This is a genomic window from Amycolatopsis sp. Hca4 (assembly GCF_013364075.1).
Classification (GTDB): Bacteria; Actinomycetota; Actinomycetes; order Mycobacteriales; family Pseudonocardiaceae; genus Amycolatopsis.
In genome coordinates this window covers 619,438-646,049 of the sequence record NZ_CP054925.1, presented here as the reverse complement: position 1 = coordinate 646,049, position 26,612 = coordinate 619,438, and the positions used below count along the sequence as shown (strand labels likewise).

Genomic DNA, 26,612 nt, shown 5'->3' with positions numbered 1-26,612 from the left:
CTAGTGGGCGGCCTCCCCCGGAGGAGACCAAGGTGAGTCGTGTCGCGATCATGGCCCCCCGTTAGGGTCTGGCCCCGTGCGACTCGGACTCAATCTCGGCTACTGGGGCGCGGGGAACGACCCCGCGAACCTGGCACTGGCGAAACAGGCGGAGGACCTCGGCTACGCCGTCGTGTGGGCCGCCGAAGCCTACGGCTCGGACGCGGTGACCGTGCTCACCTGGATCGCGGCGCAGACGTCGCGGATCGACGTCGGGGCCGCCGTGCTGCAGATCCCGGCGCGCACCCCGGCGATGACGGCAATGACCGCCGCGACCCTCGACACGCTCTCGGGCGGCCGGTTCCGGCTCGGCCTCGGCGTGTCCGGCCCGCAGGTGTCGGAAGGCTGGCACGGCGTCCGGTTCGCCTCGCCGGTGAGCCGCACCCGGGAGTACGCGCAGATCGTGCGGACCGCGCTGCGCCGGGAGCGGCTGAGGTTCGAGGGCGAGCACTTCACGCTGCCGCTGCCGGACGGCCCGGGGAAGGCGCTGCGGCTGACCGTGCGCCCCGCCCGCAAGCACATCCCGCTGTACCTGGCGGCGATCGGCCCGAAGAACCTGGAGCTGGCCGGGGAGATCGCCGACGGCTGGCTGCCGGTGTTCTTCTCGCCGGCCCACGCGGGGGAGCAGCTGGCCCACGTCCGCGCCGGCGCCGAGCGGGCCGGGCGCACGCTGGAGGGCTTCGACGTCGTCCCGTCGGTGCCGCTGGTGCCCGGCGACGACTGGCGGGTGTGCGCGGACGCCGTCCGCGGCTACGCGGCGCTCTACCTCGGGGGGATGGGAAGCAGGGAGAAGAACTTCTACAACCGGCTGGCGTGCCGGATGGGATTCGCGGCCGAGGCCGCCGAAGTGCAGGAGAAGTACCTGGCGGGCGACCGGGCGGGGGCGATGGCGGCGGTGCCGCCGGAGTTCCTCGATGCGACGTCGCTGCTGGGTCCGAAGGAACGGATCGCGGAGAAGATGACGGAATACGCCGAAGCCGGCGTGACGACCCTGTCGGTGTCGCCCTACACGCCGGAGCCGGCCGCGGCGCTGCGCACGGCGGTCGAGGCCCTCGAGCTGGCGGGGGTGGCCTGACGTGGGGTGGTTCGAGGCACTGGTGCTGGGCCTGGTCCAGGGCCTGACCGAGTTCCTGCCGATCTCCTCCAGCGCGCACCTGCGGATCGTCGCGGCGCTGGCGGGCTGGGACGACCCGGGCGCGGCGTTCACCGCCGTCACCCAGATCGGCACCGAGCTGGCGGTGATCATCTACTTCGGGCCGAAGATCGGCAAGATCCTGCGGGCCTGGTTCTTCTCGCTGTACAAGGCGGAGTGGCGCCGCGACCCGGACGCCCGGCTGGGCTGGCTGATCATCGTCGGCTCGCTGCCGATCGTGGTGCTCGGGCTGCTGCTGCAGGACCAGATCGACAGCGCGTTCCGCGACCTGCGGATCACCGCGACCGTGCTCATAGTGTTCGGCGTGATCCTGCTGGTCGCCGACCGGATCGGCAGGCAGGACCGGACGCTGGACGACCTGACCGTGCCGCACGGGCTGGGCTTCGGCTTCGCGCAGGCGCTGGCCCTGATCCCCGGCGTGTCCCGCTCGGGCGGCACGACGAGCGCGGGCCTGCTGCTGGGCTACACCCGCGCCGAGGCGGCCGAGTACTCGTTCCTGCTGGCGCTGCCGGCTGTGTTCGGGTCGGGCGTGTACAAGCTCAAGGACATCGGCGCGGGTGGCGTGCCCGCCCAGTGGGGGCCGACGATCCTGGCCACGCTGGTCGCCTTCGGCGTCGGGTACGCGGTGATCGCCTGGCTGATGGCCTACATCAAGAAGCGCAGCTTCGTGCCGTTCGTGGTCTACCGGCTGGTGCTGGGCGTGCTGCTGTTCGTGCTGATCTTCAGCGGTGTCCTCGACCCGAACGCGGGCCCGGTCGGCCATTGATCGCGGCCACGTAGGCTGGGGTCCGTGAGTACGGTCATTCTGCTCCGGCACGGCAAGTCGACGGCCAACGGCTCCGGCATCCTGGCCGGGCGGTCGCCCAAGGTCAACCTCGACGACACCGGTCGCGCCCAGGCGGAGAAGCTCGTCGAGCGGCTCGACGGCGTGCCCCTCGCGGGGCTCGTCGTGTCGCCGATGCTGCGGTGCAAGCAGACCGTCGGCCCCCTGGCGGCGGCCAGGGGGCTCGACAAGGTCGTCGAGCCCGGGCTGTCCGAAGTGGACTACGGCGACTGGACCGGCAGGGAGCTCAAGCACCTGGCCAAGGAACCGCTCTGGCGGGTCGTGCAGGCCCACGCGTCGGCCGCGGTGTTCCCGGGCGGCGAAGGGCTGGCGGCGATGCAGGCGCGGTCGGTGGCCGCCGTCCGGGCGCACGACCGGCGGATCACCGCCGAGCACGGCGACCACGCCGTGTGGCTGCTGTGCAGCCACGGCGACGTGATCAAGTCCATCCTCGCCGACGCGCTCGGCCAGCACCTGGACGCCTTCCAGCGGATCGTCGTCGACCCGGCGTCGATCTCCGTCGTGCGCTACACCGAGACGCGGCCGTTCGTGATGCGCGTCAACGACCACGGTGGTGACCTGCGCGGCATCGTGCCGCCCGAGCCCAAGCCGAAACGGGGCAAAAAGGCGGCCTCGAGCAGCGACGCCGTGGTGGGCGGTACCACGGGCCGGTGACCGCGGCCACCTCCGGAAAGCGCTGACATCGACCCAGGTGGACCCCGTAGGGTGGCAAGACCGAGTGTCTGTCCCCGACCAGGAGCCTGCCCGATGATTTCGCCGGACAATCCGTTCGCCGCACCCAGCGAGCTGCCCTACGCCCTGCCGCCCTTCGACCGGATCTCCGACGAGCACTACCGGCCCGCGTTCGAGGCCGGGCTGGCGAGCACGCGGCGGAGATCGAGCAGATCGCCGAGCAGGACGCCGAGCCCACGTTCGAGAACACGATCGTGGCCCTCGAGCGCGCCGGCGAGCTGCTGGGCCGGGTGGCGAGCGTGTTCTACAACCTGGCCGGCTCCAACAGCACCGACGAGATCCAGGCCATCCAGGCGGAGTTCGCGCCGAGGCTGGCCGCCCACCACGACGCGATCCACCTGAACCCGCAGCTGTTCGCCCGGATCGACGCCCTCCACGCCCGCCGCGGCGAGCTGGGGCTGGACGAGGAGTCGCTGCGGCTGCTGGAGCGGCGCCACACCGACTTCAGCCGGGCCGGCGCCGGTCTCGGCGCGGCCGAGCAGGCCCGCCTGCGCGAGCTCAACGAGCAGCTCTCCACGTGGCAGACGAAGTTCCAGCAGAACCTGCTCAAGGACACCAACGAGCTGGCCGTCGTCATCACCGACCGCGCCGAGCTCGACGGCTTCGGCGAAGGCGCGATCGCCACCGCGGCCGAAGCGGCGTCCGCCCGCGGTGAGGACGGCAAGTACGTGCTCACCCTGAGCCTGCCGACGAGCCAGGCGTCGCCGCTGGAGACCCTGCGCAACCGGGACGTGCGCGAGCGCATCCACACCGCGTCGATGGCGCGGGGCAACCGCGGCAACGCCTTCGACAACAACGCCGTCGTCGCCGAGATCGTCCGCCTGCGCGCGGAACGGGCCGTGCTGCTCGGCTACCCGAACCACGCCGCGTACGTCATCGCGGACGAGACGGCGAAGACGGCCGAAGCCGCCGCCGGGTTGCTGGAGCGGCTGGCGCCGGCCGCGGTCGCGAACGCCCGCGCGGAAGCCGCCGAGCTGCAGGAGCTGCTGGAAGCGGACGTGCCGGGCGCGACGCTGCGGCCGTCGGACTGGCCGTTCTACGCCGCCCAGGTCCGCCGCGAGCGTTTCGAGGTCGACACCGAGGCGCTGCGGCCGTACTTCGAGGCCGACCGCGTGTACCTCGACGGCGTCTTCTTCGCCGCGACGAAGCTGTACGGCCTGACGTTCACCGAACGCGACGACCTGCCGAAGTACCACCCGGAGGTCCGGACCTTCGAGGTCTTCGACGCCGACGGCACCCCGCTCGGCCTGTACCTGCTCGACCTGTACACCCGCGACGCCAAGCGCGGCGGCGCCTGGATGAACACCTTCGTCGACCAGTCCGAGCTGCTCGGCCGCAAGACGGTCGTGGTGAACGTGCTCAACGTGAACAAGCCGCCGGCGGGGGAGCCGACCCTGCTGACCTTCGACGAGGTCGTCACGGCGTTCCACGAGTTCGGTCACGCCCTCCACGCGCTGGTTTCGGCGGTCCGCTACCCGACCTTTTCCGGCACCAACGTGCCCCGGGACTTCGTCGAGTACCCCTCGCAGGTCAACGAGATGTGGATGCTGTGGCCGGAAGTCCTCGCCAACTACGCGAAGCACCACGAGACGGGTGAGGCGCTGCCGCAGGAGCAGGTGGACAAGCTGCTGGCCGCTCAGCAGTACGGCGAAGGCTTCTCCACCACCGAGTACCTGGCGGCGTCACTGCTCGACCAGGCTTGGCACGGCCTCGGCGTCGATGACCGCGTGGGGGAGGTGCAGCGCTTCGAGGCGGAGGCACTGGTGAAGGCCGGTGTGGCCGTGGACGCGATCCCGCCGCGTTACCGCACGACGTACTTCGCCCACATCTTCAGCGGCGGCTACAGCGCTGGGTACTACTCCTACATCTGGAGCGAGGTCCTCGACGCCGACACCGTCCAGTGGTTCCGCGAAAACGGGGGACTGGCCAGGGAGAACGGCGACCACTTCCGCCGCACCCTGCTCGGCCGGGGCGGCAGCATCGACCCGATGGACGCCTTCCGTGCCTTCCGCGGCCGCGACCCGGAGATCGAACCGCTGCTGGCCCGCCGAGGGCTCGGCGGCGCCTGACCCCGCCGGCCCGACCCGGGTCACACCGGCGATCTCACCAAATGTATAACGACCTATACGCCGGGGCGATTTTCAAAAAAAATTGCCCCGGCTGCTGTCGTGCAAAGAACGCAAAGAACGAGGGGACCGGCTCAGCCGGCGACGATGTGGTCCACGAAGCCGTACGCCAGTGCTTCGTCGGCGTCGAACCAGCGGTCCCGGTCGGCGTCGGCGGTGATGCGTTCGACGGTCTGGCCCGTCTGGCGTGCGGTGATCTCCGCGATGCGGCGCTTCATCCTGCCGAAGACCTCGGCCTGGATGGCGATGTCGGTGGCGGCGCCGCCGATGCCTGCCGAGGGCTGGTGCATGACGATCCGGGTGTTGGGCAGCAGGTAGCGCTTGCCGGGGGTGCCGGAGGAGAGCAGGAACTGGCCCATGGAGGCGACGAAGCCGAGGCCGTAGGTGGCGACGTCGGGTTTGACGAGCTGCATGGTGTCGTAGATGGCCATGCCGGCGGTGACCGAGCCGCCCGGTGAGTTGATGTAGAAGGTGATGTCCTTCGCCGGGTCGTCGGCGGCGAGCAGGAGCAGCTGGGCGACGATGCGGTTGGCGACCTCGTCGGTGACTTCGGAGCCGAGGAAGACGATGCGGTCGCGCAGGAGCTGCTGGTAGACCGAGTCGTCGGGGGACTGGACGGGGGCCTGCATGTCGGCTGCGGCGAGAAGGGTCATGGGGCGACGGTAGGGCGCGTGAACGGGTTCGCGGTGGGGGTTTCGCTGTGAGCGTGCGGTGTTCGCCGGACGCGAACCGGGGCCGCCGTCCAGTGCGGACGGCGGCCCCGGTTCGGTGGGTCGGCTCAGATGAGGCCGAGCTTCTGCACGGTGTCGCGCTCCTCGACGAGCTCGGCGACGGAGGCGTCGATGCGGGCGCGGGAGAAGTCGTCGATCTCGAGGCCCTGGACGATCTTGTACTGGCCGTTCTCGGCGGTGACCGGGAAGGAGGAGATGAGGCCTTCGGGGACGCCGTAGGAGCCGTCGGAGGCGACGGCGGCGGAGGTCCAGTCGCCGGCCGGGGTGCCGTTGACCCAGGTGTGGACGTGGTCGATGGCGGCGGAGGCGGCCGAGGCGGCGGAGGAGAGGCCGCGGGCTTCGATGATGGCGGCGCCGCGCTTGGCGACGGTGGGGATGAAGTCGTTCTCGAGCCAGGCCTGGTCGACGGCGTCGGCGATGGCCTTGCCGCCGAATTCGGCGTGCTGGACCGAGGGGTACTGGGTGGCGGAGTGGTTGCCCCAGATGGCGACCTTCTTGAGCTCGGTCACCGGTACGCCGAGCTTCTTGGAGAGCTGGGCGAGGGCGCGGTTGTGGTCGAGGCGGGTCATCGCGGTGAAGCGGTCGGCGGGCACGTCGGGGGCGTGCGAGCGGGCGATGAGGGCGTTGGTGTTGGCGGGGTTGCCGACGACGAGGACCTTGATGTCGTCGGCGGCGCCGGCGTTGATGGCTTCGCCCTGTGGCTTGAAGATGCCGCCGTTGGCTTCGAGGAGGTCGCCGCGCTCCATGCCCTTGCTGCGGGGGCGGGCGCCGACGAGGAGGGCGATGTTGGTGCCTTCGAAGGCCTGCTTGGGGTCGTCGAAGATGTCGGTGCCGGCGAGGAGCGGGAATGCGCCGTCTTCGAGCTCCATGGCGGTGCCCTCGGCCGCCTTGACCGCCTGCGGGATCTCGAGGAGCCGCAGCTTCACCGGGACGTCCTGGCCGAGGAGCTGACCGGAAGCGATGCGGAAGAGCAGCGCGTAGCCGATCTGGCCGGCGGCGCCGGTGACGGTCACGTTGACGGGGGCTTGGGTCATTGCGGTTCTCCAGCTTGAGACGACTTTGGCTAGTGGTGTGGAGCCTATCCCTCCTCGGGGTTGCCGGTTGGGTGCGTCCAGTCACTGTTGCGAGGATCGCTTTTCGGGGGGTTCGGGTGGCGAGGGCCTGGTCGGAGGCGTGGGCGGCGGTGCGGGCGTGGGCGGCGCCGGTGGGCGCCGGTGGCGGGCGGCGATGTACCTGAGCCCGATCGGGTGCGTTCCCGCCGGGTGGTGGTGCGGTGCGCGGGCGGCGGTGCTGATCGGCCGAGCCGGACGTCGCGCGGTGATCGCGGGCGGGCGCCGGGGGAGCGGGGGCGCGAAATCGTTTTCCGTGCGCATTTATTCACGGGCACGCGGAATGGGCTTTACGAAATTTGTCGAAACGTGAGCAATGCCGCTTGGTGGGACGTCTGTCCAGCGTTGCTCCGTTCAGCGGGGTTTCCTTCCATGATCCTTTCGCTACCATGGTTCGGCCCCCGTCCCCAATTTGAATGTATTGGGAAGGATTCCGATGCTGTCTGCGGTCGTTGCTGCCGTAATGGCGCTGTCTTCTGTGGTCGCCCCGCATTCGTGGAACACTCCTCCGCCGCCCGACAAAATTGTCATCGACGTCGTCAACGCCATCGGTACCGGTTGTCCGACGGGCACGTCCGCGGTGGCTGTCTCGCAGGACAACACGGCGTTCACCGTGACCTATAGCGCTTACACGGCGTTGGTCGGGGTCGGCGCCGGGCCGCTGGACGCCAGGAAGAACTGCCAGATCGGCCTGCGGGTGCACGTGCCGCAGGGCTTCACCTACGGAATCGCGCAGGCTGACTACCGCGGATTCGCGCACCTGGAACGCGGCTCGACCGGCCTGGAAAGGGCCAACTACTATTTCCAGGGCAATTCGCCGACGGCCTACGTTCAGCATCCGCTCACCGGGCCTTTCGAGGATGACTGGCATTTCACTGATTCCACGGAGGTCGGGGCTATCGTGTTCAAGCCCTGTGGAGAGGAACGCAATCTGAACATCAACACGGAATTGCGGGCCGCGGTGGGTACGTCGGATCCGAAGAAGACGACGAGCTACGTCACGATGGACTCGACCGACGGCAGCATCACCACCACGTACCACTTCGCGTGGCTGACCTGCCCGTGATCGGCTCCGGGTGACCGGAGGTCCAGAGGGGCGGCGCGGCCGACCGGGCTGCGCCGCCCCGGTCAGGGCTTCGCCGTGGCCCGGGGGTCGGTGGCTTCGAGGCCGAAGACGCGGCCGAGGGAGACGAGGGCCTCGTCGAGGTGGCTGAGGCTGGAGAGGACGGCACGGGTTTCGGCCGCTTCCACGCGGTCGGAGACCGGGGTGCCGTCGTCGCGCACGAGCGTGCCGGGTGTGGGGCCACCCGGCGCGTCGAGCGCTTTGCGGAGGACGTCGATGTTGGCCAGCAGCCGTCCGGTGAACTGCCGCAGGCGGTCGGCGTCGGCGCCGGTGAGCTGGCCGGGCTGGGCGCGGGCGGCGACGTGGCGGGCGCGGAAGGCGATGGTTTCCAGGGTGGTGAGCACGTGCCAGCCGTAGTCGCGGCGGGCGCTGCGGAGGTTCACCGGGTGGGTCAGTGGTTCGATGGTGGTGCGGACCTGGTCGACGCTGCGGTCGAGGTCGCGGGAGAGTTCGATGATGTTGACGTTCTCCTCGCCGGCGAGGAGGCCGCGGGTGTGCTCGAGGAACTCTTCGAGGTCGTCGAGCACCGTGTTGATGTCGTCGAGCATGACCGAGCGGGTGCGGACCGGGACGATGACGACCGCGGCGAGGATGCCGGCGACCGCGCCGACGGCGGTCTCGGCGACGCGGATCCAGAGCACTTCGAGGCTGAAGGTGCCGAGCAGGCTGTAGAGCAGCCCGAGCATGCTGGTGACGAAGAAGGCCATCACCACCTGGGACACGCGTGCGGTGTAGACCATCCCGAAGACGCACACGAGGATGAGGGCGAGGGTGGCGGCGGTGTTGCCGCCGACCAGCAGTGCGAGCAGGACGCCGCCGAGGATGCCGATCAGGGTGCCGCCGAGGCGGCGGATGCCCTTGACGAAGGTGGCGCCGGCGCTGGAGGCGCCGATGAACACGACGAACACGGTGAGCACGGCCCAGTACCAGCGCTGGTGGGAGACGAGGGTGCCGCCGAGCACGGCGAGGCCGCCGCCGACGACGGCCTGGATCGCGCTGCGGGTGCGGTTGTCGTAGGCGAACGCGCGAGTCGGTTCGGCGTCGTCTTCCTCGAGCGGGTCCGCCGCGGTCTCCGGGGCGGCGGCGCGCTGGGCGCGGTCGTCGGCCAGTGCGAGTTCGGCCAGTGCTTTGCGGACGCCGTCGCCGGGGGCGGCGTGTTCGTCGATGCGGCTGCCTTCGACGAGCATCCGGCTGTACTCGCCGGTTTCGCTGATCAGCGGTAGTTCCCGCGGGTCGCGTTCCATCAGGGCGCGGAAGCGGGCGAGCCGGGCGATGAGGTCGTCGCGGACGTCGGCGGCGAGTTCCTCGGAGCAGGTGCGCTGGACGGTGATCGCCAGCCAGCCGACGGCGAGCTCGACTTCGATGGCGCGGCGGCGCAGCCGGTCGGCGGCACGGGCGTCGAGGACGTCGGGGGCGGCGTCCTCGATGAGCAGGACGCACTCGTGGAGCCGGGCCAGCGCCGAGCGCAGCTGTTTGCGGGTGCGTTCGCTGCCTGACACCGCGAGGTGGGCCTCGGTGGCGCGCAAGACCGCACCGAGGCGGGCGCGGAAGGCGCGGCGGACGCGGAGGAACTCGGCCTCGGCGTTGTGCCGCATCAGGACGAACCGGACGACGGCGTTGGCGAGGACGCCGACGGCGAGCGCCATCAGCAGCTGCGGTACCTGCTTGACGTGGGCCTGCAGGAACATCGGGAAGAAGAACAGGAAGAAGGCGATCGAGCCGAGCGCGGTGCCGCGGGCGCCGAAGCGCTGGGCGTAGACGGCGACGAAGATCAGCAGGACGAACACGATGCTGTCCAGCGGGGGCCTCGCGGAGCCGAGGCTGGCCACGGTGATCGACGCGGCGCCGGTGAGGAAGGCCAGGACGAGGGTGACGGCCTGGCCGCCCGGGGTGGGGTCGTTGACGGTGAAGGCGGTCATCATCGCGGCGATGGCGCCGACGAGGGTGACGGTGAGCGGGACGTGGGCGGGCAGCAGCGCGGCGACGGCGAGGACGATGCCGAGCACGGCGGAGCCGGCCAGCCGCAGCCGGACCAGGCCGGGGTCGGCCGCGACGAGCCGGTCGAGAGCGGCGGTGCGGAACCGGTTCATCGGGCGAGGAGCTCCCATTGGGCGAGGGTGGCGCGGCGGCCGCGGGTCGCGGTGATCCGCAGCCGGTAGCGGGCGTGCGCGGCCGGGGTGGCGAGGACGAACGGACGGGTCTGGCACCGCCAGCGGAACAGTTCGCCCTCGCGTTCGTCGAGGGTGGTCCAGTGCTCGCCGTCGTCGGAGCCTTCCAGGACCCAGGCGCTCGGGTCGCCGCGGCGGGTGCCGGAGGTCAGGGTGTAGAGGGTGACTTCGCGGGGTTCGCCGGTGACGGTGAACTCGATCGACGGGGTGGCGCTCCGGAAGGTGACCTGGGTGCGGGTGGTGTCGTCGAACAGCGCGCCGGTCTTGGTGCCGTCGGAGCTGGTCGCGGTGCCGGTGAGGTCGGTGGCGGGGTCCGGGTGCGCGGCCGGTGGGGGTGGGGCGCCCCAGTCCGCCGGTTCGGTGCCCAGGTCGAAGACGAGTTCGGCGCCGGCGGCGAGGGTGGCGTGGGCGATCGAGGTGGTCTCGTGCGGACGGCCGTTGACGGTGAGGCCGCGGACGTAGACGGTCTCGTCGGTGTTGCCGGGGGCGTGGACGACCAGCTTCCGGCCTTCGCCCAGGTGCACGGTGGCCTTTTCGAACAGGGGTGAGCCGATGGCGTAGCGCGGGCTGCCCATCTGCAGCGGGTAGAAGCCGAGGGCGCTGAAGACGTACCAGGCGGACATCTCGCCGTTGTCCTCGTCGCCGGGGTAGCCCTGGCCGATGTCGCTGCCGAGGTAGAGCCGCCGCAGCACCTCCCGCACGACGGCCTGGGTTTTCGCGGCGCGCCGACGTGGTTGTAGATGTAGGGGATGTGGTGCGAGGGCTGGTTGGAGTGGCCGTACTGGCCCATCCGGACGTCGCGGGCCTCGGTCATCTCGTGGATCAGCCCGCCGTAGGCGCCGGGGCGGCGGCCGGTTTCGGGGGTGGCGAAGAAGGTGTCGAGCTTGGCTTCCAGGCCGGCGGTGCCGCCGTGGAGGGCGGCGAGGCCGGGGCCGTCGTGGGGTGCGGTGAAGGCGGTGTTCCAGGCGTTGGTTTCGACGAAGTCGCCGCCCCAGGCGGCCGGGTCGTAGCCTTGCGGGGCGAACTTGCGGCGGCCGTCGCGGTGGCGGCCCTGGAAGAAGCCGATCTCCGGGTCGAAGTGGTGGACGTAGTGCTTCGCACGCTCGCGGAAGTAGTCGGCGTAGTCGGCGTACCGGCGGGCTCGCGCGCCTTCGCTTTCCCGGGACAGCTCGGCGGCGAGGTTGGCCAGACCGAAGTCGTTGATGCAGCCTTCCAGTGCCCAGGACAGTCCTTCGTGGACCGACACCGGCGTGTAGTGCAGGAAGATCGACTCTTCGAGGCCCTTGCGGCCGACCGCGCGGCGCGGCGGGGTGACGGTGGCGTTCTTCAGCCCGGCGTCGAAGGCGGCCTCGACGTCGAAGCCGCGGACGCCCTTGAGGTAGGCGTCGGCGAAGGCGACGTCCGAGCTGGTGCCGGTCATGAGGTCGGCGTAGCCGGGGGAGGACCAGCGGGCGATCCAGCCGCCTTCGCGGTACTGCTGGACGAACCCGTCGATCATCCGGCCGCAGCGTTCCGGGGCGAGCAGCGCGTAGGCGGGCCAGGTGGTGCGGTAGGTGTCCCAGAAGCCGTTGTTGACGTACAGCTCGCCGTCGACGACTTTCGCGCCGGTGCGCCGCCGGGTGCTCGGCCACCACCGGCGCACGACCGGGCTGGCGTGCCGGATGCCCTTCGGCGTGTTCTCGTGTGCCTCGTTCGGGTAGAGGAACAGCCGGTAGAGGTTGGAGTACAGCGTCGTGCGCTGGTCTTCGGTGGCGCCTTCGACCTCGACGCGGCCGAGCTCGTCCTGCCAGCGCCGCCGCGCCTGGGCGGCCACTTCCGCGACCGTGGTCCCGGCCGGGATCTCCAGCTCCAGGTTGCGCTTGGCCTGGGCGAGGCTGATCAGCGACGTCGCGATCCGCAGCGTCACGTCGGGGCCGTCGAACTCGAAGTAGCCCGAGACCCGCCGCCACGGCGGGAAGTGCACCTTGGCGCCGCGGGTGGCGGGGGCGTCGGTGACGGCGTAGACGAACATCCGGCGCGCCCCGGCCGACAGGCGGCTGCGGACCCGGGTGTAGCCGGTGATCACGCCGGTGTCGGGGTCGATCCGGATGCGGCCGCGGTTGCGGACGTTGTCGAACAGCAGCCAGCCGTGTTTGTCCGGGAAGGTGAACCGCATGATCGCCGCGTGCGACGTCGGGGCGAGCTCGGCGGTCATCCCGTTGGCGAACCGGACCCGGTAGTGGTGCGGGGCGTCGGTCTCGTCGTCGTGGGAGAAGGCCAGGGCGCGCTTGCGGCGGTCGGGCTCGACCGGGCCGGTGCCCGGCATGAGGTGGAAGGTGTGCCGGTCGCCCATCCACGGGCTCGGCTGGTGCGACAGCGCGAACGCCTGCAGCGCCGTCCGGTTCCGTTCGTCGTTGTGGCGGTGGTAGGAGTAGAGCCAGTTGGTGACGGCGGCGTCGGTGACCGGGGTCCAGAAGTTGAACCCGTGCGGCACCGCCGTGGCCGGGAAGTTGTTGCCGCGGGAGAACTCGCCGCTGGAGTGGGTGCCGCGGGTGGTGCGGACGCAGTCGACCGGGTCGCGCGGCGGGTCGGGGCGCTCGGCGATCCGGACGTCGTCGAGCCAGCCGGTGATCTCCCCCGGCGCGTCGGTGCGCAGCACGAGCCGGGCGATCCGCCGCCCGGCGAACGCCCCGAGCGGGCGGCGGACGAGGTTCCACTGGTCCACCCACAGCGTCTTGTCGTCGACCGGCTCGAACCCGGCGGCGGTGCCGTCGGCGAACTCGACGTCGAGGCAGGCGCGGGTGGCGTGGTAGGCCGGGATGTCGCCGTCGGCTTCCGGGAAGACCACATAGGACAGCTCGGTGCGCGCGGTGACGGGCACGTCGAGTTCGAACAGGACGGCGTGGGGCCGGGCGGTGTAGCGCAGGGCCTTCAGCCCGGTGAAGCCGACGCCGGTCTTGGCGGTGGGTGAGCGGCCGGGGCCGTTGTCGATCGTCAGCCGGGGGTCCGCCGGCTGCGGATCACCGGATTCGAAGGACGAGAAGAACACGGCATCGGGCATGCGACCACCGTATCGGCCGAACGGCCCAAGCCGCGCCGCGACGCTGCCTTCCCGGCCGCGCGGGTGCCCGAACGCGGGAAGGCCACCCCGAGCTGCTCGAGGTGGCCTTCCCGGACTCGCTGCGGACCTAGATCGTCGCGCACTGCCCCGCGACCGGCCCCCGAACCGTGTTCGGCAGGTCGTGGTCGGTCGGTGCCGGGTCGTTCACCGCGCACGCCAGCGGGCCGCCCACCGTGCTCGAGGTGAGCACCGGCCCGTGGTTGCCGGTCAGGGCGACCGGGCCGCCGATGTCGGTCAGCTCGATCGACACCGCCCCGGTCACGCCGGTGATCGCCACCGGGCCGCCCACCTTGGTGCGGTTCAGCACCACCTGGGCCGCGCCGGTGGCCGACAGCGGTCCCTTGACCGAACCGCCGCGGACGATCAGGGACGCGCCGGGTGCGACGGTGACCGGGCCGGACACCGTCGCGTCCTGCAGGCACACCGTGCCGGACGTCACCGACAGCGGGCCGGAGGAGGCACCCGTGATCGTCTTCGTGCACGCCGCGTCCGGCTTGCCCAGCAGCTCGAACTCCGCCAGCTGCGCCGGGGCGCCGGTGCTGGTCGCGGTCACTTCGAGCCGGTAGTAGGCGTAGTGCGCCGGGGCGGCCACCTTGAACGCGCGGGTCTGCTGCCGCCAGCTGAACGCCTGGTTCTCCTGCTTGTCGGCCACCGCCCACGTCTTGCCGTCGTAGGAGCCCTTCAGCACCCAGCTCTTGGGGTCACCCGCACCGGTCTGGGACGTCAGCGTGTAGTGCGTGACGGCCTCGTCGGTGTTGTCGAGCTGGTACTGCAGGGCGCCGGTGACGGCGGCCTGGGTGCGCGAGGTGTTGTCGATCAACGCGCCGGCGTCGGAGCCGTCCGAAGTGGACAGCGTGCCCTTGCCCGCGCCGGTCTCGTCGTGCAGCGGTGTCGCCACCGCGTCGCCCGTGGTGATCGACTTCGGCGCGTCGTTCGGGCCGGTGCCCCAGTTCGAGGGGTTCGGGCCCATGTCGAAGTCGATGACCCCGCCGCGGGCGATCAGGTCGTGCGGCAGCGACGTCGAGGTGTACGCCTTGCCGTTGACCTTCACGCCCTGGACGTAGACGTTCTTCGCGCTGTTCTTCGGCGCGTTGATCACCAGGTCCTTGCCGCCGGCCAGGTGGATCGTCGCCTTCTTGAACAGCGGCGACCCGATCGCGTAGTCCGGGCTGCCCATCTGCAGCGGGTAGAAGCCCAGCGCACTGAAGATGTACCACGCGGACATCTCGCCGTTGTCCTCGTCACCGGCGTAGCCCTGGCCGATCTCGCTGCCGTTGTACAGCCGCGACAGCGCTTCGCGGACCTTCGCCTGGGTCTTGGCCGGCTGACCCGCGTAGTCGTACATGTAGAGCAGGTGGTGGGCCGGCTGGTTGGAGTGGCCGTACTGGCCCATCCGCACGTCCCGCGCCTCCCTCATCTCGTGGATCACGCCCCCGTAGGAGCCGGGGAAGGTGGCGGTCTCCTGGTCGGCGAAGAACTGGTCGAGCTTGGTCGCCAGCCCGGCCTTGCCGCCGTAGAGGTTGGCCAGGCCCCGGCCGTCCTGCGGCACGGTGAACGCCATGCCCCAGCCGTCGGTCTCGGTGTAGTCCCCGCCCCACGAACGCGGGTCGTACTGGTCCTTGGTCTTGGTGAACTTGCCGCTGGCGTCCTTGCCCTGGAAGAACCCGACGCTCGGGTCGAACAGGTTCACGTACTGCTGGGCGCGGCTGGTGAAGTACTCGTAGTTCTCCTGGTACTCCGCCTTGCGCGGGTCGTTCGGCGCCGCCTCCTCGGCCAGCTTCTTCGACAGGTTGGCGATGCCGAAGTCGTTGACGTAGCCCTCGATCGCCCACGAGAAGCCCTCGCTGGCGGTGTTGGGCGTGTAGCCGAGGAAGATGCCCTGGTCCAGCCCCTTGCGGCCGACCGCGGAGTTCGGCGGCGTCACCGTGGCGTTCTTGATCGCCGCGTCGTAGGCCGACTTGACGTCGAAGTTGCGCACGCCCTTGAGGTAGGCGTCGGCGAACGCGACGTCCGAGCTGGTGCCGGTCATCAGGTCCGCGTAGCCGGGGGAGGACCAGCGCGCGATCCAGCCGCCGTCGCGGTACTGCTGCACGAACCCGTCGACCATCTTCCCGGCCATGTCCGGCGTGAGCAGCGAGTACGCCGGCCACGTCGTGCGGTAGGTGTCCCAGAAGCCGTTGTTGACGTACATCTGCCCGTCGGCCACCTTCGACCCGGTCCGGGTCGCGGTGTCCGCGCCGGTCTTCGGCGAGACCGGGCTGGCGTACTGGTAGGCGGGCTTCTGCGCCGTGCCGGTGTTCTCGAACTGCGAGTTCGGGTAGAGGAACAGCCGGTAGAGGTTCGAGTAGAGCGTCGTGAGCTGGTCCTTCGACGCGCCCTCGACTTCGACGACCTTCAGCTGGTCGTCCCAGGCCTTCTGGGCCGCGTCGCGCACCGAGTCGAAGGTCGCCGCGGGCGCGATCTCCAGGGCGAGGTTCTTCTTCGCCTGCTCCACGCTGATCAGCGAGGTCGCGATCCGCATGTTCACGGTCTTGCCGGCGCCGGCGTCGAAGCGCAGGTAGCCGGTGACGTTGTCGCGGCCCTGCCCGGTGAGCTTGCCGCCGGCGGTGACCGGCTTGTCGAAGGTGGCGTAGACGAACATCCGCCCCGCGCCGGCGTACACGCCGGTGTCGGTGTAGCCCGACAGCGTGCCGGTGGCGTTGTCGAGCGTGAGGCCCGCGGAGTTGTTGACGCTGTCGAAGATCAGGCTCGAGTCCGCGCCCGGGAAGGAGAACCGGAACATCGCCGCGTGGTCGGTCGGGGCGATCTCGGTCTTGATCCCGTTCTGGAACTGCACGCCGTAGTAGTGCGCCCGCGCGACCTCGTCGCTGTGCTTGAACGGCAGCGCCCGCGCGTCGCGGTTGGCGTCCGGAACCCCGGTGGCCGCGGACGGCATCACCTGGAACGCCTGCCGGTCACCCATCCACGGGCTGGGCTCGTGGCTGACGCTGAACGCCTGCAGCTGCGGGAGGTTCTGCGCGTTGTTCTGGGTGCTGTAGTTGTAGAGCCAGCTGGTCGAACCGGCGTCGGTGACCGGGGTCCAGAAGTTGAACCCGTGCGGCACCGCGGTGGCCGGGAAGTTGTTGCCGCGGGAGAAGGTGCTGTTGGCCATCGTGCCCCGGGTGGTGACCACATTGTCACTCGGACGGGTGCTCGCCGGCGGCGTCGGTGTCGCGGAGACCTTGACGTCGTCGAGCCAGCCCTGCAGCGTGCCCGGGCCGTTGGGGTTGTCGTAGCCGACCAGGATCCGGTCGATGGTCTTGCCCTTGGCGACCTGACCGATCGCCGAGCGCACCAGGTTCCACTGGTTGGCGTAGAGCACCTTCGACGCGCCCTGGCCCTCGGGCGTCAGCGGGAAGCCGTACTGGTCGGTCGCGCCCAGGTTGCGCAGGTAGGTGCCGTCGGTGAAGGCCAGGTCGATGGCGACGTTGGTGCTCGGGTACTTCAGGTCGCCGGTGATGAACTGCGGCTGCACCTTGTAGGACAGCTCGGTCGAGGGCACGACCGGGATGTTCACGTCGAAGATCTTGTTGTAGGACCAGCCGTGGGCCTGGGTCTGGCTGCCGGAGTAGCGGAACGCCTTGAGCCCGGTGAAGCCGACGCGGTTCTTGTTCGTGTAGCCGCTGGTCGGGCCGGAGTCGACGAAGCTGCGCATGTTAGGCAGCGGCGGCGGAGCCGGGTCGTCGTTGGCCAGCAGCAGCTCCGACAGCTGCAGGATCGGCCCGCCGTTGTTGCGCGTGACGTCGAGCCGGTAGTACTTGTACGCGGCGCTCGGGGCGGCCAGCCGGTAGTCCTTCTGCTGGAACCGCGCGGTGAACGCCTGGTCGGTCTGCTTGTCCAGGTCCGTCCAGCTGCTCGCGTCGTTGGAGCCCTGCAGGGTCCAGTCCTTGGGGTCGCGCTCGTCGAAGTCGTTGGCCGAGGAGATCGCGTAGTGCGTGATCGAAGTGGCCTCGGACAGGTTGATCTGCGCCCACGCGGTGGGGTCCCAGGACAGCCACTTGGTGTCGGTGGTGCCGTCGACGAGGTTGGAGACGACCTCGCCGCCGCCGGTGTTCTCGCTGCTGGCGCTGGTTTCGGTCACCTTGCCGCGGATGTCGCCGGGGATCGCGGTGCCGTTGGCGCCGTTGATCCCGGACGCGCGCGGCTTGCCCGCCGCGTCGGTGTCGACCGTGTCGGTCCACGTCGGCTGGACGTCACCGGGCTCGAAGGAGGACGAAAAGTCGGCGGGAAGGGCGTCTTCGGCGGCGGACGAGGCCGCGGGGATGGCGACCAGGCCGGCGGCGACCACGGCGGCGGTCACCAGGAAAGCGACCGGCGGTCTGGCGCTTCGGGGCATCGTTGCTCCAAGCTCGGAGGGCGGACAAAGCAGCGCCGCGCAGGCGGGGACCGGCGGCGCCAACGAAGGGAAACGCGCGGGTGACATCGATGTCAAGACCGCTCGCCAAACCTGGCCGGAATCAGACAACGCGGAAAACGGGGGCCCGATGAGAACGTTCCGGATCATCACCGCCATCGCCACCTTGACGCTCGCCACCACCACATTCACCCCGGTCGCCGCCTCCGCGGCACCGGAGCCGGCCATCCGGCCGGTGACCACCTGCGCCGGCCTGGTCCACGGGTTCACCCTCCCGGGCGCACCCACCCACGTCACCTCGGCCGCGGTCGTCGCGGCGACCGCTTCCGACCCCGAATACTGCGACGTCGCCGGGTACGTCGAACCCGCCGTCCGGTTCGAGCTGCGCCTGCCCACCAGGACCTACGCCGGGCGCTACCTGCAGTACGGCTGCGGCGGCTTCTGCGGCCTGGTCAACCCGCCCGCGTTCGCCGACTGCGGGCTGCCCCACGGCGGCGACTTCGCGGTCGCGGCCACCGACGACGGCCACGTCGGCAAGACCCCCGCGGTCGTCGACGACGGCAGCTGGGGCGCGCACGACCAGGCCGCCCGCGACGACTTCGAATTCCGCGCGCCCCACGTCGTCTCGCGCGCCTCGAAGGCGATCATCCAGGCCTTCTACGGCGCCCCGCCGCGCAAGTCCTACTTCAGCGGCTGCTCCGACGGCGGCCGCGAAGGCCTCCTGCTCGCCCAGCGCTACCCGGCCGACTTCGACGGCATCGACGTCGGTGCCCCGGCGAACTACTGGGGCCCGCTGCTCGGGGTCTACCAGACGTGGCTCGCCCGGGCCGACAACGCCGCCGACGGCAGCCCGATCCTCACCGCCGCGAAGCTGCCCGCCCTGCACGAAGCCGTCCTCGCCGCCTGCGACCGCCTCGACGGGCTCGCCGACGGCCAGCTCGACGACCCCCGTGCCTGCTCCTTCGACCCGGCCACGCTGACCTGCACCGGCGCCGAGACGCCCTCCTGCCTCACCCCGGCCCAGGTCGCCGTCGTCCGCAAGCTGTACTCGCCGCCCACCGACGGCCGCGGCACGCTGCTCTACCCCGGTGGCCAGGAGCCCGGGTCGGAGCTGTCGTGGGCCGGGTGGATCATCGCCACGCCCGAAACCGGCGGATCCGCCTTCGCCCGCAACCTCGCCGACAACTACCTGCGCTACCTCGGCTACCCGATCGGCGCGCCGGCCTCGACCGTGGACGCCTTCGCCTTCACCAAGGCGGAGTTCGACCGGCTCACCCCGGTCGGCGTCCGCTACGACGCGATGAGCCTCGACCTCTCGGCGTTCCAGCGCCGCGGCGGCAAGCTGCTGCTCTGGCACGGCTGGGCCGACGAAGCCATCCCGCCGGCCGGCACGCTCGACTACTACCAGCGGCTCACCCACGGCGGCCCGCAGGACTGGGCGCGGTTGTTCATGGTCCCGTCGCTGTACCACTGCGGCGGCGGCACCACGCTCACCGAATTCGACCCGCTCGAGCAGCTGGTCGCCTGGGTCGAACGCGGCAGCACGCCCACGGTGGTCACCGCGACCGGCCGCGCCGCCGACGGCACCGTCACCCGGACCCGGCCGGTGTTCGCCTACCCGCAACGGGCCGTCTACGACGGCACCGGCAGCATCGACGACGCCGCCAACTTCCGGCCCGCCCCGCCGTCCGCGCCGGTCCGGGACATCGTCCGCTGGGCCGGCGAACCGCTGTACGCGCTCCCGGGGCCGGTCGCGCGGTAAACCGGTCTCGCGGGTCCGGCGTCGTCGCTAGGGTCACGATCATGACGACGCCGGAACCCGCCGACCGCGTACTCGCCCGCGCCTCCCTCGCCGAAGGCGACCCGACCGCCTGGTTCGACCAGCTCTACACCGCCGCCGCCCGCGGCGAAGCCGAAGTCCCGTGGACCCGCGGCAAACCGGGCATCGACCTGGCCGCCTGGGCCGAGACCCACCCCGGTGCCGGCCGCCGCGCCCTGGTCGTCGGCAGCGCGCTGGGCGACGACTCGGAACTGCTGTCGGCCCACGGCTGGACGGTGACGGGCTTCGACGTCGCCCCGACCGCGGTGGCGGCGGCCCGAGCCCGGTTCCCCGAGTCCGCCGTGGACTACGTGGTCGCTGACCTGCTGAACCCGCCGGGGGAGTGGACGCAGGAGTTCGACCTGGTGGTGGAGATCATGAACGTCCAGGCCATGCCCCGCGACTTCCGCCCCGCGGCGCTGAAGTCGCTGGCCTCGTTCCTCGCCCCCGGTGGCACGGCGATCGTGTGCGAGGTGGCGGAGGAGAACATGGACATGGCGAACTGGCAGAGCCCGCCGTGGCCGTTCAGCCGCGCCGAGATCGAATCGGTCGCCCAGGACGGCGTTCGCCTGCTCGGCCTGGACACCATCCGCGACGGCGCCCGCTACTGGGCCACCTTCACCCGCTAGCGCGGTGCCGGCCGGGGGTCGTCCCCACCACGGCCGTGAACGCCGCGATGAAGTGGCTCGGGTTCGCCCAGCCGCACGCCCGCGCCGTGTACGCGGTGTCGTGGCCGTCGGCCAGCAGGATCAGCGCGTGGCCGATGCGCACCTGCGTGCGCCACTCGTAGAACGTCATCCCGAGCTCGTCGCGGAACAACCGGCTGAGCGTGCGGGCGCTGGCGCCGATCCGCTGCCCGAGCTCGGCCAGCGGCGTGGTGTCCCCGGGCTCCTCGTAGAGCCGCCGCGCGATGGCCCGCAACCGGTCGTCGCGCGGCTCGGGCAGGTGCAGCGGCTGTTCGGGAGCTTCGCGCAGCTCGTCGACCAGGACCCGCCGCAGGCGCGCGCTCGCCGCCCGGTCGTATTCCCGCGGACCGGTGAGGGCCAGCAGCACCTCGCGGGCCAGGTCCGAAGCGGTGAACACGGCCGGACGGGCGGGAATGAGCCGGGCCAGTGACGCCGGCAGGAACACGATCCGCATGTCGGTGTGGCCGTGCGCGCGGTGCCGGTGCACGAACCCGGCCGGGGTCCAGGCCACCCGGTTGGCGGGCACGATCGACGTCCCCCGTTCGGTGTGCACCGACAGCACACCCCGCGCCGCGTAGACCAGATGGCCGCGGTCGTGGGCGTCGGCTTCGCTCATGCCGCCCGGCGGCCACAGGTGCACGCCACCGGAGGGCCAGATCCGCGAAGCTTGGCGGCCGATGGGCATGGCTTGGCATCCTACCGGTGGTCGGCCACCGCTGCGGCCGGTGACAGTGGGCCCATGAACACGATGCGAGCAGCGGTCTGTGTCCGGGCGGGCGGCCCGGAAGTCCTCGAGGTCCGGGAGCTGCCGGTCCCGGCGGTCCGGGACGGCTGGAGCCTGGTGCGGGTCGAGGGCACCGGCCTGAACCGGTCGGAACTGCGGACCCGGCAGGGGCATTCCCCGTCCGTGCGGTTCCCGCGGGTGCTGGGCATCGAATGCGTCGGCGTCGTCGCCGCCTCGACCGACCCGCGCCTGCCCGAAGGCACCACGGTCGCGGCGGTGATGGGGGAGATGGGCCGCGCCTTCGACGGCGGCTACGCCGAATACGCCCTGCTGCCGAACCCGCTGCTGATGCCGGTCACCACCTCCCTGCCGTCGGATGTGCTGGCCGCGCTGCCGGAGACGTACCTGACCGCCCGGGGCGCACTGGACGCGCTCGGGATCGGCCCGGGCCGCACCGGACGGCTCCTGATCCGCGGCGGCACGTCCTCGGTCGGGCTGGCCGCCGCCTCGATCGCGGCCGGTCACGGCCTGGAGGTCGCCGCCACCACCCGCCGCCCGGCCAAGGCGCCCGCACTGACCGGCCACGTCCTCATCGACGACGGCGGCCCGCTCACCGGACTGGCCGAACTGTGGCCCGAAGGCCCGGACTGGGTCCTCGACCTGGTCGGCGCCCGCACGGCCGTGGACTCGCTGCGCCTGGTCCGCCGCGGCGGCACGGTCTGCGTGGCGGGCTCGCTCAGCGGCTGGATCGTCCCGGACTTCGAGCCGATCGCGAAGATCCCGTCCGGCACCCGGCTGACCGCCTTCCACAGCGACGACCTCAAGGGCAGCACGGCCCTGCTGCAGCGGATCATCGGCGAAGTCGAGGCCGGCACCTACCGGCCGAACATCGACCGGGTCTTCCCGCTGGCGGAGATCGCCGCCGCCCACCGGTACATGGAGGAGGACCGCGCGGCCGGAAAACTCGTCGTCCTGCCCTGAGCCGGTGGCCTAGGCTCGGCGATCATGCCCACCCAGTCACTGCAGATCCCCACCGAGGACGGCCGGGCCGACGCCTTCGCCGCGTTCCCCGACGGCGGCGAAGGCCACCCCGGGGTGCTGATGTACCCGGACGGCTTCGGCATCCGGCCCGTGCTGCGCGAGATGGCCGAGGAACTCGCCGGCCACGGCTACTACGTGCTCGTTCCCAACCCGTTCTACCGGCACGGCCCGACACCGCTGATCGAGCTCCCCGGCCACATCGGCGAAGAAGCCCGGCCCGCGATCTTCGCCGAGCTGATGCCGATGATCCAGGCCCACACCACCACCGACCGGGTACTCCGCGACGCCGACGCCTACGTCCGGTTCCTCACCACCCGGCCCGAGGTCGGTCCCGGCCCGATCGCCACCACCGGCTACTGCTTCGGCGGCCTCCTGGCGACCCACACCGCCGCGGCCCACCCCGGCCGGGTGGCCGCGCTCGCCGCCTTCCACGCCCCGGTGGGCGCCGCCGGGCCCGACAGCCTGCACCGCATCGGCGCCCGCGTCCACTTCGGCCACGCCGAATCCGACCTGACCCCCGAAGCCCTCACCGAGCTCAACGAAACCCTGGACGCCGCGGGCCTGGAGTACACCTCGGAGATCTACCCCGGCACCGTCCACGGCTTCACCATGGCCGACACCGACGCCTTCAACCCCGCCGCCCTGGAGCGGCACTGGGACAGCCTGCTCGCGCTCCTGCGAGAAGCGCTCGGCTAGCAGCTCTCGAAGAACCGGGTCAGGACGCGGGTGCCGAAGTGCAGGCCCTCCACCGGCACCCGCTCGTCCACCCCGTGCGCCATCGCCCGGTACGGGAACCCCTTCGGCAGCCACAACGGCGCGAAGCCGTAGCAGTCGATCCCCAGCTGCGCGAACGCCTTCGCGTCCGTCCCGCCGCCCAGGCAGTACGGCACCACCACCGCCTCGGGGTCCTCCGCCCGCAACGCCGAGGCCATCGCCGCGAACCACGGCGACTCCGCCGGTGCCTGCACCGGCGGCTGGTGCGCCACGAACTCGCGCGTCACACCCTCGCCCAGCAGCTCGTCCAGCGCCGCGAACAACGACTCCTCGGTGCCCGGCAGCACCCGCACGTCCACCTGCGCGGTCGCCGTCGACGGGATCACGTTCACCTTGTAGCCCGCGTCCAGCATCGTCGGGGTCGTACTGTTGCGGACCGTCGGCACCACCAGCGCACCGGCCGGGCCCAGCGCCGCCACCGCCGCGTCCACACCTTCGGACGTGGACAGATCCACCGGCACCCCCAGGGCCGCGCCCGTCCGCTCCAGGAACGCCCGCACCGCCGGCGTCAGCGACACCGGCCAGCGGTGGGCCGCGATCCGGTGCAACGCCCCCACCAACCGGGTGACGGCGTTCTCGTCGTTCGGGCGCGAACCGTGACCGGCGCGGCCGCGAGCGGTCAGGCGCAGGTGCGCCGTCCCGCGCTCGGCCGTCCCCACCGGGTACAGGTGCACGTCCCGGCCGTCGGCGGCGGGCACGTGGTAGGTGTAGCCGCCCGACTCGCTGATCGCCGCCGCGCACCCCTCGAACAGCTCGGGGTGGCGGGCGACCAGCCAGTGCGCGCCCCACTCGCCGCGGTCCTCCTCGTCGGCGACGAACGCCAGCACCAGCTCCCGCCGCGGGCGCACCCCGCCGGCCAGCGCCGCCAGCACCATCGCCACGAAGTCCTTCATGTCGGTCGCGCCGCGGCCCCACAGAAACCCGTCGCGCACCTCGCCGGCGAACGGCGGCACCGACCATTCCGCCGCGTCCGCCGGGACCACGTCCAGGTGCCCCTGCACAAGCAGCGCCGGCAACGACGGATCGGTGCCCGGCACCCGCGCGATCACGCTGGCCCGCCCCGGCGCGGCTTCGAGGATCCGCGAGGGGATGCCCAGGCCGTCCAGGAACGCGGCCACGTACTCCGCGGCCGGCCGCTCGGGGGAGGCGTCGTTGTTCCCGCGGTTGGTCGTGTCGAACCGGATCAGCTCCGCGCACAACTCGACGACATCAGCCATAGATACCCTGCACCGCCCCCGCCGCGATCGCCGTGACGACCTTGAACGCCTTCATCGCCTCGGTCATGGTCGGCGCGTCGAACCCGACCCGCCGCGTGCCGATCTGCTCCACCGTCGGGATCACCGCCGTCGCCTGCGCCAGGTGGCTCGCGTCGAACTCCACCTCGATCCGGTGCGCCCCGGGCTGCCGCTCGTCCCGGCCGGCCCGGGCCATCGCGTCGGCCGCCGCGCCGGTCAGCAGCTCCGCCGTGCGCGCCGGCGGCAGGCAGATCGCCGCGTACCGGCTCACGCATTCCTTCACCTGGACCAGCTCCGCCTCCGGAGCGTAATCACGGGCGTCGTCGCACGTTTTGTCGTCACCCGAAACGAGCAGGACAGGGACGCCGTACTCCGCGGCCAGGCCCGCGTTCAGCCGCCCTTCGCTCGCCGGCACGTCGTCCAGCCACACCCCGGTGATCTGGTTCTCCAGATAGGTGTGGGAGAGCACCCCGTCGAAGCCCGCGCCGGCGTGGTACCCGAGGAACACCACACCGTCCACACCGGAATCGACACCCTGCATCATCGACAGCGGCTTGTGCCGCCCGGTGAGCATCCGCGCCCGGGGGTCGAGCTCCTCCAGCAGCAGGTTCCGTTGCGAGGAATGGGCTTCGTTCACCAGCACGTCGCTCGCGCCCGCCTCGAACAGCCCGGCCAGCACGGCGTTGACGTCGCCGGTGAACAGCCGCCGGAAGCGGTCCCACTGCGGCGAACCGGGCACGACGTCGTCGGTCCAGGTGACACCGGTGGCGCCCTCCATGTCCGCCGAGATCAGGATGCGCATGCCCGGCACTCTAACCAGCCCGCCCGGCTCCCGGACGCGGAACGCCCCCATCACCGGATGTCACTCAGCGTGACGATCAGGGGTCGATAACGATCGGGCACCTGCCGAGGCGGCAACATATTGCGCGATTGTCCCGGTATGTGGTTACTTCTCGTCCTTGGGGAGGCTCACATGCGAACGATGGGGTGGTTTTCGGTGCAGTTCCAACACAGAACAGGGCGGCTCGCCCGCGTGGGCGCGGTCGTCGCGGCCGCGACGCTGGCGGCGATCCCGCTCGCCGTTCCCGCCCAGGCCCAGCAGGCCAAGGTGCTGCGGGTCGCGCTCACCACCGGCATCGACCACCTCAACCCGTTCACCGCGGCGCTCTCGGCGTCCACCCAGATCGGCCGGTTCACCTTCGAGTTCCTGACCATCCCGAACGCGGAAAAGGCCGAGGCCTCGCCCGCGCTCGCCGAGTCGTGGACCCCGTCGGCGGACAAGCTCACCTGGACCTTCAAGATCCGCAGCGGCGTCAAGTGGAGCGACGGGCAGCCGGTGACCGCCAAGGACGCGGCCTTCACCTTCAACCGCATGCTCACCGACGAGAACGCCCGCACCGCCAACGGCAACTACGTGGCCAACTTCGAGACGGTCACCGCGCCCGACGACACCACCCTCGTCATCAAGACCAAGGCCGTGCAGGTCAACATGAACCTGCTCGACGTGCCGATCGTGCCCCAGCACATCTGGGAGCCGATCCAGGACCTCAAGGCCGCCTCGACCGACACCCTCGCCGTCTCCGGCGTCGGCGACGGCCCGTTCAAGCTCACCGAGTACAAGCCGAACGAGTACGTCAAGTTCGCGGCCAACAAGGACTACTGGCGCGGCGCGCCCAAGGTCGACGAACTGCAGCTGCTGCAGTTCAAGGACACCGAAGCCGCGGTCAACGCCCTCAAGCAGGGCGAAGTCGACGTCATCAACCGGCTCAACCCCAACCAGTTCGCCGCGCTGCAGGGCCAGCAGGGCATCACCACCAACGCCGCCCCCGGCCGCCGCTACGACGAGCTGTCGCTCAACTTCGGCGTCACCGACAACGCCGACAACCCGATCGGCGACGGCAACCCGGTCCTCAAGGACATCAACGTCCGCAAGGCCATCACCCAGGCCGTCGACACCCAGGCGATCGTCGACAAGGTCCTCAAGGGCCTCGGCCAGGTCGGCGGCGGGGTCGTGCCCCCCATCTACGCCGCCTACCACTGGACCCCAGCGACAGCGAGAAGATCAAGTTCGACCTCGCCGCCGCCAACGCCACCCTCGAGCAGGCCGGGTACAAGAAGGGCGCCGACGGCGTCCGCACCACCCCGGCAGGCGCCAAGCTGGAACTGCGCCTGACCGGCCACGCCAACCGCAGCTACGACCAGGGCGTCGCGCAGTACGTCACCGGCTGGCTCAAGGACATCGGCATCACCGTCAAGCAGGACCTCGTCTCCGACGACGAGCTGTCCGACCGCACCCAGGCCGGCAAGTACGACCTCGCCATCGGCGGCTACGGCACCAACCCCGACCCGGACTACGTGCTGTCGCTGCACACCTGCGGCGCCCGGCCCGCCCCGGACGGCAAGGGCGGCAGCACCGACACCTTCTTCTGCGACGCCGCCTACGACGACCTCTACAAGAAGCAGCTGACCGAAACCGACGACGCCAAGCGCGCCGGCTACGTCAAGCAGGCACAGGCCCGGCTCTACAGCCAGTTCCCGACGATCGTGCTCGACTACCAGAACACCCTCGAGGCCTACCGCTCCGACAAGTTCGCCGGCTTCACCACCCAGCCGCAGCCCAAGGGCGCCATCCTCGAGCAGACCGGCTACTGGGGCGTCTACGGCGCCACCCCGGCCGGCACCACCAGTGCCTCGAGCAGCGGCTCCGGCAACACCGTGCTCTGGATCGTCATCGGCGCGGTCGTCGTGGTCGTCCTGGTCGGCGGCGGCATCGCGCTCGGGCGCCGCGGCAAGACCGCAGAGGACCGCGAGTAAG

15 protein-coding genes and 3 pseudogenes are annotated in these 26,612 nt (G+C 71.1%); 10 read left to right on the top strand and 8 right to left on the bottom strand.

Annotated features, from left to right (window positions below; genetic code table 11):
- The first annotated feature begins 76 nt into the window (after nucleotides 1-76).
- The 4 genes and pseudogenes from HUT10_RS02615 (at nucleotide 77) to HUT10_RS02600 (ending at nucleotide 4,837) form a co-directional block, all read left to right on the top strand.
- Nucleotides 77-1,114 carry an LLM class F420-dependent oxidoreductase gene (locus HUT10_RS02615; RefSeq protein ID WP_176169697.1) on the top strand — a complete coding sequence of 346 codons (1,038 nt, stop codon included), beginning with the start codon at nucleotides 77-79 and terminating at the stop codon, nucleotides 1,112-1,114.
- A gap of 1 nt (nucleotide 1,115) precedes the next feature.
- Nucleotides 1,116-1,958 carry an undecaprenyl-diphosphate phosphatase gene (locus tag HUT10_RS02610; protein WP_176169696.1) on the top strand — a complete coding sequence of 281 codons (843 nt, stop codon included), beginning with the start codon at nucleotides 1,116-1,118 and terminating at the stop codon, nucleotides 1,956-1,958.
- Between the two features lie 24 nt (nucleotides 1,959-1,982).
- The gene (locus HUT10_RS02605) at nucleotides 1,983-2,690 is read left to right on the top strand and encodes a histidine phosphatase family protein (RefSeq protein WP_176169695.1); all 708 of its coding nucleotides are present in this window, start codon (nucleotides 1,983-1,985) and stop codon (nucleotides 2,688-2,690) included.
- Nucleotides 2,691-2,783: 93 nt separating this feature from the next.
- Nucleotides 2,784-4,837: pseudogene (locus HUT10_RS02600) on the top strand (M3 family metallopeptidase).
- 131 nt (nucleotides 4,838-4,968) lie between these two features.
- Here HUT10_RS02600 and HUT10_RS02595 read toward each other — a convergent pair.
- Both HUT10_RS02595 and HUT10_RS02590 read right to left on the bottom strand, forming a co-directional pair.
- Nucleotides 4,969-5,547, bottom strand: coding sequence for a ClpP family protease (locus HUT10_RS02595; RefSeq protein WP_176169694.1), 579 nt, complete (start codon nucleotides 5,545-5,547; stop codon nucleotides 4,969-4,971).
- A 125-nt stretch (nucleotides 5,548-5,672) separates the two neighbouring features.
- Nucleotides 5,673-6,659 (bottom strand): malate dehydrogenase, encoded by a 987-nt coding sequence (locus tag HUT10_RS02590; RefSeq protein WP_176169693.1) that lies wholly within the window; start codon nucleotides 6,657-6,659, stop codon nucleotides 5,673-5,675.
- Between the two features lie 511 nt (nucleotides 6,660-7,170).
- Here HUT10_RS02590 and HUT10_RS02585 point away from each other — a divergent pair.
- Nucleotides 7,171-7,800, top strand: coding sequence for a DUF4360 domain-containing protein (locus HUT10_RS02585; RefSeq protein ID WP_176169692.1), 630 nt, complete (start codon nucleotides 7,171-7,173; stop codon nucleotides 7,798-7,800).
- 62 nt (nucleotides 7,801-7,862) lie between these two features.
- Here HUT10_RS02585 and HUT10_RS02580 read toward each other — a convergent pair whose 3' ends face one another.
- The 3 genes and pseudogenes from HUT10_RS02580 to HUT10_RS02570 all read right to left on the bottom strand — a co-directional run bounded on the left by HUT10_RS02580 (nucleotide 7,863) and on the right by HUT10_RS02570 (nucleotide 17,500).
- Complete coding sequence (locus tag HUT10_RS02580) at nucleotides 7,863-9,947, bottom strand: FUSC family protein (RefSeq protein ID WP_176177634.1); 2,085 nt, start codon at nucleotides 9,945-9,947, stop codon at nucleotides 7,863-7,865.
- Nucleotides 9,944-13,065, bottom strand: a pseudogene (locus HUT10_RS02575) (GH92 family glycosyl hydrolase). The gene HUT10_RS02580 and the pseudogene HUT10_RS02575 overlap by 4 nt, the downstream one beginning before the upstream one ends.
- 127 nt (nucleotides 13,066-13,192) lie before the next feature.
- A complete protein-coding gene (locus tag HUT10_RS02570; protein ID WP_176169691.1) occupies nucleotides 13,193-17,500 on the bottom strand; it encodes a GH92 family glycosyl hydrolase in 4,308 nt (1,435 codons plus the stop codon).
- Nucleotides 17,501-17,648: 148 nt separating this feature from the next.
- Between HUT10_RS02570 and HUT10_RS02565 the strand changes: the two genes are divergently transcribed.
- Both HUT10_RS02565 and HUT10_RS02560 read left to right on the top strand, forming a co-directional pair.
- On the top strand, nucleotides 17,649-19,280 hold the full coding sequence (locus HUT10_RS02565; RefSeq protein ID WP_176169690.1) for a tannase/feruloyl esterase family alpha/beta hydrolase: 1,632 nt from the start codon (nucleotides 17,649-17,651) through the stop codon (nucleotides 19,278-19,280).
- Between the two features lie 41 nt (nucleotides 19,281-19,321).
- Nucleotides 19,322-19,966, top strand: a complete 645-nt coding sequence (locus HUT10_RS02560; protein WP_176169689.1) for a bifunctional 2-polyprenyl-6-hydroxyphenol methylase/3-demethylubiquinol 3-O-methyltransferase UbiG — start codon at nucleotides 19,322-19,324, stop codon at nucleotides 19,964-19,966.
- On the opposite strand, the gene HUT10_RS02555 is transcribed toward HUT10_RS02560, so the two are convergent.
- Nucleotides 19,956-20,708 carry a helix-turn-helix transcriptional regulator gene (locus HUT10_RS02555; RefSeq protein WP_176169688.1) on the bottom strand — a complete coding sequence of 251 codons (753 nt, stop codon included), beginning with the start codon at nucleotides 20,706-20,708 and terminating at the stop codon, nucleotides 19,956-19,958. The two genes, HUT10_RS02560 and HUT10_RS02555, sit on opposite strands and share 11 nt — an antisense overlap.
- 54 nt (nucleotides 20,709-20,762) lie before the next feature.
- On the opposite strand from HUT10_RS02555, the gene HUT10_RS02550 reads away from it, so the two are divergent.
- Both HUT10_RS02550 and HUT10_RS02545 read left to right on the top strand, forming a co-directional pair.
- Nucleotides 20,763-21,728, top strand: coding sequence for a zinc-binding dehydrogenase (locus HUT10_RS02550; RefSeq protein WP_176169687.1), 966 nt, complete (start codon nucleotides 20,763-20,765; stop codon nucleotides 21,726-21,728).
- A gap of 24 nt (nucleotides 21,729-21,752) precedes the next feature.
- Nucleotides 21,753-22,484, top strand: a complete 732-nt coding sequence (locus HUT10_RS02545) for a dienelactone hydrolase family protein (protein WP_176169686.1) — start codon at nucleotides 21,753-21,755, stop codon at nucleotides 22,482-22,484.
- Here HUT10_RS02545 and HUT10_RS02540 read toward each other — a convergent pair.
- Together HUT10_RS02540 and HUT10_RS02535 are read right to left on the bottom strand one after the other, a co-directional pair.
- Nucleotides 22,481-23,779: a M20/M25/M40 family metallo-hydrolase gene (locus HUT10_RS02540; RefSeq protein WP_176169685.1), complete on the bottom strand. Its 1,299-nt coding sequence runs from the start codon at nucleotides 23,777-23,779 to the stop codon at nucleotides 22,481-22,483. The genes HUT10_RS02545 and HUT10_RS02540 overlap by 4 nt on opposite strands.
- Nucleotides 23,772-24,599 (bottom strand): M55 family metallopeptidase, encoded by an 828-nt coding sequence (locus tag HUT10_RS02535; RefSeq protein ID WP_176169684.1) that lies wholly within the window; start codon nucleotides 24,597-24,599, stop codon nucleotides 23,772-23,774. Before HUT10_RS02535 ends, HUT10_RS02540 begins: the two co-directional genes overlap by 8 nt.
- A gap of 180 nt (nucleotides 24,600-24,779) precedes the next feature.
- On the opposite strand from HUT10_RS02535, the pseudogene HUT10_RS02530 reads away from it, so the two are divergent.
- Nucleotides 24,780-26,611 (top strand): annotated as a pseudogene (locus HUT10_RS02530) (ABC transporter substrate-binding protein).
- Nucleotide 26,612 lies beyond the last annotated feature (1 nt).